Source organism: Streptomyces sp. NPDC059917, assembly GCF_042730635.1.
Classification (GTDB): Bacteria; Actinomycetota; Actinomycetes; order Streptomycetales; family Streptomycetaceae; genus Streptomyces.
In genome coordinates, this window is record NZ_JBHWLC010000140.1 from 1 (window position 1) to 11,124 (window position 11,124).

6 protein-coding genes are annotated in these 11,124 nt (G+C 75.0%); all 6 read right to left on the reverse strand.

Annotated elements, in window-relative coordinates; translation table 11 throughout:
• Positions 1–175: 175 nt before the first annotated feature.
• The 6 genes from ACFWAR_RS38155 to ACFWAR_RS38180 all read right to left on the reverse strand — a co-directional run bounded on the left by ACFWAR_RS38155 (position 176) and on the right by ACFWAR_RS38180 (position 10,898).
• Entirely contained in the window at positions 176–1,444 is a 1,269-nt protein-coding gene (locus ACFWAR_RS38155) for a glutamate synthase-related protein (protein WP_385787952.1), read from the reverse strand.
• Positions 1,441–2,454: an asparagine synthetase A gene (locus ACFWAR_RS38160; RefSeq protein ID WP_385787955.1), complete on the reverse strand. Its 1,014-nt coding sequence runs from the start codon at positions 2,452–2,454 to the stop codon at positions 1,441–1,443. Before ACFWAR_RS38160 ends, ACFWAR_RS38155 begins: the two co-directional genes overlap by 4 nt.
• Before the next feature lie 56 nt (positions 2,455–2,510).
• Positions 2,511–3,785 (reverse strand): methylaspartate mutase, encoded by a 1,275-nt coding sequence (locus ACFWAR_RS38165; RefSeq protein ID WP_385787958.1) that lies wholly within the window; start codon positions 3,783–3,785, stop codon positions 2,511–2,513.
• The gene (locus ACFWAR_RS38170) at positions 3,782–4,204 is read right to left on the reverse strand and encodes a cobalamin B12-binding domain-containing protein (RefSeq protein WP_385787961.1); all 423 of its coding nucleotides are present in this window, start codon (positions 4,202–4,204) and stop codon (positions 3,782–3,784) included. The genes ACFWAR_RS38165 and ACFWAR_RS38170 overlap by 4 nt, the downstream gene beginning before the upstream one ends.
• A gap of 170 nt (positions 4,205–4,374) precedes the next feature.
• The gene (locus ACFWAR_RS38175) at positions 4,375–4,581 is read right to left on the reverse strand and encodes an MbtH family protein (RefSeq protein ID WP_385787964.1); all 207 of its coding nucleotides are present in this window, start codon (positions 4,579–4,581) and stop codon (positions 4,375–4,377) included.
• Positions 4,578–10,898: an amino acid adenylation domain-containing protein gene (locus ACFWAR_RS38180; protein ID WP_385787967.1), complete on the reverse strand. Its 6,321-nt coding sequence runs from the start codon at positions 10,896–10,898 to the stop codon at positions 4,578–4,580. The genes ACFWAR_RS38175 and ACFWAR_RS38180 overlap by 4 nt, the downstream gene beginning before the upstream one ends.
• Positions 10,899–11,124 lie beyond the last annotated feature (226 nt).

Here is an 11,124-nt window from a genome sequence, read left to right on the forward strand (position 1 = left end):
CTCCCGGCCACCCGGACGACCCGCGGCGGCCCGGCCACGGCCACCCCGGGCAGCTCGCCCGGCCGGAACACCGCGCGCACCCGGCCCGCCGGGCGCCCGGGCCCGCCGCGCCGCCGCTCGCGGGAGCGGTCCCCGGGACGGGACGCGGGACGGGACGCGGAGCCGCGCGGGGCGCTCATGACCGGGACCCGGCGGGGGCGTCCGCGGGGAGCTGCGGTTCCCGCGGGTCCCACAGGTCCTCGGGGGACAGGTCGGCCGTGTGGTACTTGCCCAGCGCGCTGGTCAGCAGCCGGACCTCCAGGGCCAGCGCGGCCACCAGCCGGACCAGCCCCTCCTCGGGGTCCTCGTCCACCGCGAGCAGCGCCGCCCGGCCCAGCCCCACGGCGCTCGCGCCCAGGGCCAGCGCCCGCACCGCGCGCCCGCCCTCCCAGATCCGGCCCGTGGCCAGCAGCGCCCCGCGCGGCCTGCCGATCCGGCGCAGGCACTCGGCGAGCGGCAGGCCGACCTGGTCGAGGAAGACCCGCGGCGCCCAGCCGGTGCCGCCCTCGGCGCCGTCCACGGTCACCGCGTCGGCGCCCGCCGCCCAGGCGGTGGCGGCCGCGGCCGCGATGTCCCGCCCGGGATGGAACTTCACCCAGGTCCGGGCCAGCGGGAAGTTGTTCCGCATGAACCGCAGCTGCTGGCGGACGATCTCCTCCGTGAAGGTGCCCGGGCTCGCGCACCGCAGGTGCCCGCCCGCGCCCAGCAGCTCCCGCACGGTGAACTTCCCGGCGAGCCGCTCCGCCTGCGCGGCGTCGACCACGGTCATCCCGCCGAGCCCCGGCTTCGCGCCCTGCCCGACCTTCAGCTCGAAGCCGAGGCGGCCCGAATCGCGCAGCGGCCGGGTGCCCGGATCGCTGTAGAGCAGGTTCCACACCTCGGAGTCGGCGTCCTCGGTGGACTGCTGCACCACCACCCCGCCGACCCCGTCGGCGAGGTTCTCGGCGTACGCGGCCACCCGCGCCAGCAGCGCCGAGCGCATCCCGTCGCCGCCGCGCCGGTAGCCGTGCACCGGCACCATGTTCTCGCCGATCACCATCGGGATGCCGAGCCGGGCCGCCTGCGCGCTCGCGGCCACGCCGAGGTCCCCGCTGCCCACCCGGGTGGAGCCGAACGCCGAGAGGTACAGCGGGAGTTCCGAGGCGAACCCGCCGACCTTGGTGCGCAGGTCCACGTCCTCGAAGGAGGGCTCCCGACCCAGGTCGATCAGCTTCTCCAGCCGCCGCGGCATGAACACGGGCGGCGTCGGCCGCAGCGCGTCCAGCGCGTCCGGCGCCTGCGTCTCCCCGGCCCCGTACAGCGAGGTCCCGTAGGTGTCCGCGGGCGGGAACACCTCGGCCGTCCCCGCGCGGGCCCGGGCGCGCACCGCGCGCTCCGGGAAGCCCGCCGCCGTCAGCGCGCTCACGGGGCGATCACCCCCGGCAGCTTCGGGTAGGCGCTGACCTGCCACAGGGCGTCGAGCCCGGTCAGGAAGCGGACCAGGCGCTGGAGCCCCATGCCGAAGCCCGCGCTCGACTGGATCCCCTCGCGGGCCAGTTCGAGGTACCAGGCGTACTTCGCCGGGTTCTCGCCGCTCTCCCGCATCCGGGTCACGATCGTCGCGTAGTGCGACTCGCGCTCGCTGCCGCTGACCAGCTCCCCGTAACCGCCGGGGGCGATCAGGTCGAAGTTGCGCAGCAGGCCCGGGTTGTCCGGGTCCTCGCGGTCGTAGAAGCCGCGCGAGCCCTTCGGGTAGTCGTTGATGAAGAACGGCCGCTCGGCCTCCAGGGAGAGCACCTTCTCGCCCGCCCAGTCGATCTCGGCGTCCGGGCTCTGCGGGTGGCCCCCGCCGATCAGTCGCGCCACCGCCTCCGCGTGCGTGCAGGCGTCGTACTTGCCCGACCGCAGCTCGGCGAAGTCCATCTCCTCGCGCCCGAGTTCGCGCAGCACGTCGGGGACGGCCGTCCACACGTGCTCGGCCACCCGGGTCAGCAACCCGGCCGCGATCTCCTGCGCGTCGCGGCGCGAGCCGCCGGCGATCTCCACGTCGATCTGGTGGAACTCGACCAGGTGGCGGCCGGTGGTCGCGGTCTCGGGCGGCTCCACGCGGACGTTCGGGGCGATGTAGAAGAGCTTGGGGAAACCGCGCAGCGAGGCCTGCTTGTAGAGGATCGCGCTGGTCATCAGCTTGTACGGCTCGCCGTAGTAGTCGACGTCCAGGGCCTTCGCGCCGCGCCCGCCCGGATCGGTGACCGGGCCCACCAGCGGCGGCAGCAGCTCCACGAACCCCTCGCCGCGCAGGAACTCCCGGGCGGCGTACAGGACTTCCTGCTGGACGAGCATCGCCGCCCGCAACTGCGGCGAGCGCAGGTGCTCCCCGAGCGGGGGCGGGGTGTGCGGTGCGGCGGGGGCGGGGGTGGCGCCGTAGGGCTCCATGTCGACTCCTGTGAGTGTGCGGGTGCGTCGGTGGGTCGGGGGTGGGGCGGGGGTGCTCACGCGGGTACCGGTACGGCGTCGAAGCGGCGCGCCACGTCGTGGACGGCGGCCAGCAGGCCGTCCGCGGTCATCGGGGCGGCTCCGCCCGGCGGGCGGTAGGCCCTCACCGGCATCGCGCCGACCTCGGACCAGCGCAGCCGCCCGCCCGGGTCGATCACGCTGCGGGAGCGGCCCGCGTTGTCCGGGTGCAGGCAGAAGGGGACGTCCAACAGGCCCCGGGCGAAAGCCAGTTTGAGACTGCGGCCGAGGTCCTCACCCAGCTCCAGCACGGCCTCCACGAAGGCGCGCGCCTCCCGGTAGACCTCGCTGTCGTCCGCGCCGCCGAGGTCGCCCGGCGCCGCGGGCCCCTCGGCCAGGGCCGCGGTCGCCGCCGCCGTCTCCAGCGCCCGTACGTTCTCCAGCACGGTCGGGATCCGGTACGCCTCGGCGGCGGTCTTGACGATGAGCCGGTGCGCCCCGGACCGCACCGCGAGCTGCGCCGAGGCCTCCAGCAGCCGGGTCGCCCCGTCCTCGGTGCCGGGGAAGACCCCCATGTAGGTGTAGAGCACCACGTGGTGGTCCACCCCGGTCGGCAGGAACTCCCCGGCGAGGCGGCGCAGCGCCCGTACCGCCTCGGCGTCCTGCACCGGATCGGTCTGTTGCGCGTAGCTGAGGGAGACGCTGCTGATGCCGTGCCGGGTGAAGAACAGGCCCTCCAGCAGGCTGATCGCCACGAGCAGCCCCGGCGGGCAGAGCTGGCCGAGCATGCAGCCGCCGAAGCTCTCCAGGTGCGGCACCCGCGGGGCGGGCACCAGGGCCGCCAACAGCTCGCAGCAGCGGGCCCAGTTGTCGACGGACTCCGCCAGCGGGGTCCGGCCGTAGGGCAGGCAGTACGAGACCGGCCCGCCCTCGGTGGCGTCCAGCCCGGCGGCGGTCAGCGCCCGGATGATCGACTCGGGCCGCGAGGAGCCGTGCCGCACCTGGACGGGGAAGCCCGGGTCCAGCACGCCGTCCAGCAGCGACCGGGTCAGGGCAGCCGGGTGGGTCGCGATGGGGTAGCCGTTGAGCGGGGTGCCCTCGGCGAGCGCGGCCCGGGCGGCGTCCTGATCGCCGACCCGGGTGTAGCTGTCGATGGTCAGGGTGCCGACGGTGGTCGCGACGGCGGACTTCGTGCGCTCCAGGCCGTCCCGCATCCGGGCGGGGTCGCTGAACCCCATCCGGGGCTGGACGACCAGCGCTCCGGCGGCCGCCGCGTCGGCGACGAAGGAGCCGAAGGAGGCGGCGCCGTTCACGCGAAGACCCGGATGCCGGTGAGCGCGCCGAGGTACTCCCGCAGGGCCGCCACGTCACCGTCGTCGAAGACGGCGTCGCACCCCGCGTCGAGCAGCCGGCCGCGCTGCACGGGGTCGGCGGTCCCCGCGACCCCGAGCTTGCCGCCGATGACGACGGGGAAGGCGTGCTCCGCGCGGCGCAGCGTGCGCACCGCGCTCAGCCCGTCCCGGTATCCGTGCCCGTTCACACTGCTGATCACCACGAGGTCCGGATTCCGGTCGGCGCAGGTGTCGGCGAGCAGCCGGTCCGGGACGCAGGGGCCGAGGTTGTGCACCCGGTGCCCCTCCTCCTCCAGCAGCAACTGGAGATAGACCAGATTCCACGTATGGGAATCCGATGCCGTACCCGTCAGCAGGATGTTCAAAGTCCGTCGTCGCATACGGTGAATATAGAAAGCGGATCGGGGGCCGAGGGGAAGTTCCGGCGGCAGTATTGCGGTATTACCCGACCGCCCGTGTCGGGGCTGACGGGCGGCCGCAAAAAGCCGCCGGGCCGCGCCCCGGAATGCGGGGCCCGGCCTGGCGGCGGATGTGAAATGCGTGCGGGCGGTCAGGCGTACTGGGCGACCAGGCTCTTGGGCCGGATGTCCGTCCAGTTCAGCTCCACGTAGGCGAGTGCGTCGGCCCGCGAGCCGTCCGCCCAGACCACGTCCCAACCTGCGGGAACGGTGGCAAAGGTGGGCCACAGGGCGTGCTGGCCCTCGGCGTTGACCACCACGTGGAAGGTGCCCTCGGCGTTGTCGAAAGGATTGGTCATGACAGACTCCTCAATTTCTCGGAAAGGATACGGCCGATCAGGGCCAGCGGTTCGGGTTCGCCCATTCTGGTGTGCGGAACTCCGATGACGTGATTCTCCACACTGCCCTCGACATAGGGAATCCAGTGCTGTGCGAGAGTGTTTTCCGTCTTCCCGTCCTCCAGTGCCCCGAGGAACAACATGTCGGTGGCCACCGGACGCGGAGAATACAGGTTCATGATTTCTGCGTGGTCGATGGAGGCGCCGATCACCGACCGGATCTCCCCGTCGGAGAAGGCGCCCAGGACCGGGTCCTGCAACCGGACCAGGCCGATCAGGGCGTCCACGTCGAAGGGGGCGTCCTCGGGGACGTCCGCGTCGTCGCCGACCAGCATGTCCCGCTTCTGCGCCGGGGTCATCCGGCGTCGCTCGGGCTCGGTCGGCATCAGGTGGACGTCCATCATGGCCAGCAGCTCGGTGCGTTCGCCCAGCTCGGCCAGGCGGACGGCGAGCGCGTGGGCGATCGTGCCGCCGAAGGACCAGCCCAGGAAGCGGTACGGGCCGTGCGGCTGGACCTCGCGGATCCGGGGCAGGTAGTCGGCGACCATCTCCTCGACGCTCTGCGGACTGTGCCCCAGCTCGCTCAGCGCCCGGGCCTGGATCGCGTACAGCGGCTGGTCCGGACCCAGGTGCTGGGTGAGACCGGCGTACGACCAGCCCACGCCCGTACCGGGGTGGAGGCAGAACAGCGGGCGGCGGGTGCCGCCGGTGTGCAGCGGCAGCAGGACCCCCATCGGGTCGAAGCCGCTCGGCTCGTCGGCGAGCAGCCCGGCCACGGTCGGCGTGCGGAACAGGTCCCGTACGCCCAGCTCCAGCCCCAGGACGGTCCGCATCCGGCTGACCAGGCGCACCGCGAGCAGGGAGTGCCCGCCCAGGGTGAAGAAGTTGTCGTCGATCCCCACCCCCTCCACCTCCAGCACCTCGGTGAACAGGCCGCACAGGACCTCCTCGCGCGGGGTGCGCGGCGGGCGGCCGGTGGGCCGCGCCGCGCGCGGCGGCGCGGGCAGCGCCCGGCGGTCCGGCTTGCCGTTGACGGTCAGCGGGATCGCGTCGAGCAGGACGACGGCGGAGGGGACCATGTGCTCGGGCAGTTCCCCGGCGGCCCAGCGCAGCAACGACGCCTCCGTCAAGGTGTGTTCGGCGCGCGGCACCGCGTAGGCGACCAGGCGCTTGCCGCCGGGGCCGTCCTCGAGGACCACCACCGCGACCTGACCGACGCCCGGGTGCCGGGCCAGGGTCTCCTCGATCTCGCCCGGCTCGATGCGGAAGCCGCGCAGCTTGATCTGGCCGTCGGCCCGCCCGATGAAGCGCAGTTCGCCTTCCGGGGTCCACTGCACGAGGTCGCCGGTGCGGTACATCCGCCCGCCGTCCGCGCCGAACGGGTCGGCGACGAAGCGCTCCGCGGTCAGTGCGGCCCGGCCGATGTAGCCGCGGGCCACCTGGCTGCCCGCGATGTACATCTCCCCGGGGACGCCGATCGGGACCGGCCGCATCCGCTCGTCCAGGACGTGGACGCGGGTGTTGTCGAGGGGGGCGCCCAGGAACACCCCGGGCAGCGTGCGCAGGTCCGTTCCGATGCGCTGGTGGTGGGAGGCGAAGGTGGTCTCGGTCGGGCCGTAGGAGTGGACCAGCACCGTCTCGGGGCAGTGGTCCAGGACCCGTTGGAGGGCGCTGGGGGAGGCGACGTCGCCGCCGGTCCACACCTCGTCGAGGAGCTTGAGGGTGTCCAGGCCCTCGTCCGCCATGATGTGGAAGAGCCCCATCGTGAAGTAGGCGGCGGTGACCCCGTAGGTGCGGATGGTGTGGTCGAGTTCGGCGACGTCGGTGCCGTCGCCGGGGGCGATCACGAGCTGGGCGCCGCCCAGCAGCGGGACCCACAGCTCGTAGGTCGAGGCGTCGAAGCCGATCGCCGAGTGCACCAGCATCCGCCGGTGGTTGGCCAGGTCCCAGCAGCGGTCCGTGACCAGCTCGACCACGTTGCGGTGGGTGACCCCGACCCCCTTGGGGCGGCCGGTGGAGCCCGAGGTGAACATCACGTACATCAGGGCGTCCTCGCCCACCGCGGTCCCCGGGTCGGTGGCGTCCGGGTCCACCGCCAGCTCGTCCACGGCGAGCACCGTGACACCGGCGGCGGCCTCCTGGCGCACCGGAGCCGATCCGGTGTGGGCCCGCTGCGTCAGCAGCACCCCCGCCGCCACGTCCTCCATGATCATGCGGACCCGGGTGTCGGGCAGCCGCGGGTCCAACGGGACGTAGGCGGCCCCGCACTTGAGGATGGCGAGGGCGGACACCAGCAGCAGCGGCGTACGGTCCATCAGCACGCCGACCGCGCCGTCCCGGGCGACCCCCGCCGCGATCAGGTCGCGGGCCAGGGAGTTGGCCCGGGCGTCCAGCTCGGCGTAGGTCAGGCTCTCGTCCTCGAAGGAGACGGCGATCCGGTCCGGGGTGCGCCGGGCCTGCGCCTCGAACACCTCGTGCACCACCCCGCACGCCGCGCGCGGCGTCGCGGTGTCGTTGTACCGCGTGACCAGCCGGTGCTCCTCCTCGGCGGACAGCAGCGGCAGGTCCGCCAGCCGCAGCCGCGGGTCCTCGGCCACCGCCCGCAGGATCCGGGCCAGGTGCCCGGCGAGCATCCCCGCCGTCCCCGCGTCGTACAGGTCCGTCGCGTACTCCAGTACGCCCTCCAGCCCGCCCGGCGCCCCGTCCGCGTCCCGCAGCTCCCGCAGCGCGACCGTCAGGTCGAACTTGGTGAAACCGGAGTCCGAGCCCACCGGGGAACCGGCCAGCGCCGACCCGGCCGGGATGCCGGGCTCCGCCGGATGCACCTGCACCAGGGCCTGCACCAGCGGATGGTGCGCCGTGGAGCGGACCGGGTTCAACCGCTCCACCACCAGGTCGAACGGCAGCTCCTGGTGGGCGAAGGCGGCGAGGTCGGTCTCCCGGACCCGGTCCAGCAGCTCCGTGAACCGCGGGTCGCCCGAGGTGTCGCAGCGCAGGGTGAGGGTGTTCACGAAGAACCCGACGAGGTCGTCGAGCGCCTCGTCGTCACGCCCGGCCACCACCGTGCCCAGCGGCAGGTCGGTTCCCGCGCCGTGCCGGGTCAGCGCCGCCGCGAAGGCCGCCTGGACCACCATGAACAGCGTCGCCCCGTGGTCCCGGGCCAGCCCCTCCAGCCGGGCGTGCGTGTCCGCGTCCAGCCGGAGCGCGGTGGCGGCGCCCCGGTGCGAGGCCTCGGCCGGACGCGTCCGGGCCGCGGAGAGCTCCAGCACCGGGGGCGCGTCCGCCAGCCGCTCCTTCCAGAACGCCACGTGCGCCTCGGCCCCCGGCCCCTCCAGCCGCTCGCGCTCCCACAGCGTGTAGTCGGCGTACTGCACCGGCAGCGGCTCCCAGTCGGGGGCGGCGCCGCCGTCCCGGGCCCCGTACGCGGCGGCGAGGTCGCGCAGCAGCGGTCCGCCGGACCAGCCGTCGGCCGCGATGTGGTGCGCCAGCAGCACCAGCACCTGCGACGGTCCATCGGCCCCGTCGGCCGGTACGTCGATCAGCGAGGCCCGGAAGGGGATCTCCGCCGCCAGGTCGAAGACGTGCCCGGCGGCGGCGTCGATCGCCGCCTCCAGCTCCCCGGCCGAGGCCGTCACCCGCTCCAGCACCGGCCGACCGGGCTCCGTCACCCGCTGGTACGGCTGCCCGTCCACCGCCGGGTACACGGTGCGCAGCACCTCGTGCCGCCCGGCCACGTCCGCCAGGGCCAGGGCCAGCACCGCGGGGTCCAGCGGGCGCTCCAGGCGCAGCGCGAAGGGCAGGTTGTAGGACCGGCTCGGGCCCTCCAACTGGTCCACGAACCAGAGCCGGCGCTGCGCGTAGGACAGCGGCATCCGCTCCGGCCGTTCCCGGACCCCGGTGCGGGCCAGGGCGGTGCCGGGGGCGGGCGCGGCCGCGCGGCTCAGTCGGCGCGCCAGCCCGGCGGGCGTCGGCGCGAGGAACAGGTCGCGGATGCGCACCTCCACGCCGAGGACCGCCCGGATCCGGTTCACCAGCCGCACGCCCGTCATGGAGTGCCCGCCGACCACGAAGAAGTTGTCCTTCGGGGCCACCCGCTCGCGCCCGATGACCTCCGCGAACAGCGCGCACAGGGTCGCCACCAGCTCCTCGGGAGCGGGTTCCCCGGCCGCGGGCGCACCGTCTCGCGCCGCCGGTTCCCCGGCCGCCGCGAGGCGCTCCCGGCGCCGGGCCAGGCCCGCGCCCTCCGCCTCGGTGAGCCGGGCGAGGGCGGCCGCGGGGGACGCCGGGTCGGCGGCGGCCCGGGCGAGCGTGCGCACGTACAGGTCGAGCAGCAACTGCGCGGTGGAGGCGTCGAAGAGGTCCGTGGCGTACTGCCACCACACCTCCAGACCGGCCGGTGCGCCCTCGGCGTCGCGCAGCTCCACGCAGGAGGCGCTCAGGTCGAACTTGGCGGCCTCCAGGCCCGGTTCGGCGAAGCGGCCGGTCAGCCCGCCGCCCAGCGGCACGGCCTCGTCCGCGGCGCCCTGCGCCTGCGCGGTCAACATCACCTGGAAGAAGGGGTTCGCGGCGAGCGAGCGCACCGGGTTCAGGTGCTCCACCAGCAGGTCGAAGGGCAGTTCCTGGTGGGCGTAGGCGGCGAGGTCCGCGTCCCGCGTCCGCTCGACCAACTCGGCGAAGGTCACCTCCCCGGCGGTGTCCGTGCGCAGCACCAGCGTGTTCACGAAGAAGCCGACCAGGTCGTCGAGGGCCTCGTCGCCGCGCCCCGCGACCGGGGTGCCGATCGCGACGTCCGGTCCGGCGCCCGCGGCCGACAGGGCCAGCGCGAGGGCGCTCTGCAGGACCATGAGCATGCTCGCGCCGTGCTCCTCGCCCAGCTCGGCGAGGCGCCGGTGGGCTTCGACGTCCAGTCGGGCCACGAGGGTGGCGCCCTCGCCCGAGGGCTCGGCGGGCCGGGGCCGGTCGGTCGGCAGCTCCAGTACGGTCGGCATCCCGTCCAGCGCCTCGCGCCAGTGCCCCAGCAGCCGCTCCGGGTCCTCCAGCAGCTCGCGCTGCCACAGGGTGTAGTCGGCGTACTGGACCGGCAGCGGCTCCCGGACGGGTGCGGTCCCGGCCAGCCGGGCCTCGTACGCGGCGGCGAGGTCGCGCAGCAGCGGGGTCACGGACCAGCCGTCGGTGGCGATGTGGTGGGTCAGCAGGGCGAGCACACTGGTGCCGTCGCCCGGCAGGAAGAGCGCGGCCCGCAGGGGGAGTTGGGTGGCGAGGTCGAAGGTGCCCGCAGTGAAGCGGGCCACCAGCTCGGCGACCTCCTCGGGCGCGCAGGCCCGCTCGGCGAGCGGCAGCGGCGGGGCCTCCAACACGTGCTGGTAGGGCTCGGAGTCCACCGCCGGGTACACGGTCCGCAGCACCTCGTGCCGCTCGACGACGTCCGCGAGGGCCGCCGTCAGCGCCGCCCGGTCCGGCACCCCGTCGAGGCGGAGCACCAGCGGCAGGTTGTAGGTGGCCGAGGGGCCCTCCAGGCCGCCCAGGAACCACAGCCGGCGCTGCGCGTACGACAGCGGCACCCGGTCCTCGGCGTCGAGCACCACCCCGTCGAAGACGCCGCCCTCTCCCGGGGTCGGCGCCTGCTCGACGGCCCGGTGCGCGTCCCACAGCCGGACCCGGGCGGGGTCCACCGCCCGGTGCCACCGCGCGAGGGCCGCGGGCTCGGCGGGGGCGTCCGCGATGACCACCAGGCGCAGCGCGGGGGCGAGTTCGCCGTCACCGGCGGCCAGTACGCCGGTCAGTTCGTGCCAGTGGGCGGCGGGCAGGTCCAGTACGGTCGCCCCGTGCGCGGCGGCGGCCGCCAACAGGCCCGGGACGTCCGGCGCCTCCTCCTCGCGCAGGACGAGCGTGGCGCCCGCGGCCAGCACCGGGAGGATCCCTTCGGCGCCGCGCCGGGCCGGGCCGGACCGCAGGACCCGGTCCTCGGGCCCGATCGGCCCGAACTCCGGCTGCGACGGAGCCGGTTCGGCACCGGCGCGCAGCGCGGCCAGCAGGGCGACGACCGCGGCGACCGCGTCGGCCCCCGCGTCGGATCCGGTCGGCTCCTCGGCGTGGAGCGCTACGGCCAGGGCGAGCTGCCCGTAGCTGACCCGACGGTCGCCGTGCACCAGGGCCGTGCGCTCGGGACGCGCGGCGACGGCGGCGTCGAAGCCGTCCAGCGCGCCGGGTCGGGGGGCCGGGGTGATCGCCGGGCCGCCGTCCGGGACGGCGGCGGCGGTAGGGGCGGTCGAGGGCATCGCGGAAGCCTCCAGGCGAGGGGGAAGGTGAGGAGAGGAGACCGCGAGAAGGATCCTCTCGACTCCGTGCCCCCACGCTAGGTACGCGCAGGCCCCCCGGACGGCAGTCCCCCCGGCAGCTCCGCGCCCTGCCCCCTGCCGCCCCAACTGCCGGATGCCGCCCCCGCCGGACGCGCCCGGCGCCGATCGGGAACGGCGCGACGCCCGGGGCGCCCCGGCAGGGGGC

Coding starts and splice junctions, on each gene's coding strand:
- ACFWAR_RS38170 (WP_385787961.1), bottom strand. CDS start 4,204: ATGCGACGACGGACTTTGAACATCCTGCTGACGGGTACGGCATCGGAT.
- ACFWAR_RS38175 (WP_385787964.1), bottom strand. CDS start 4,581: ATGACCAATCCTTTCGACAACGCCGAGGGCACCTTCCACGTGGTGGTC.
- ACFWAR_RS38160 (WP_385787955.1), bottom strand. CDS start 2,454: ATGGAGCCCTACGGCGCCACCCCCGCCCCCGCCGCACCGCACACCCCG.
- ACFWAR_RS38180 (WP_385787967.1), bottom strand. CDS start 10,898: ATGCCCTCGACCGCCCCTACCGCCGCCGCCGTCCCGGACGGCGGCCCG.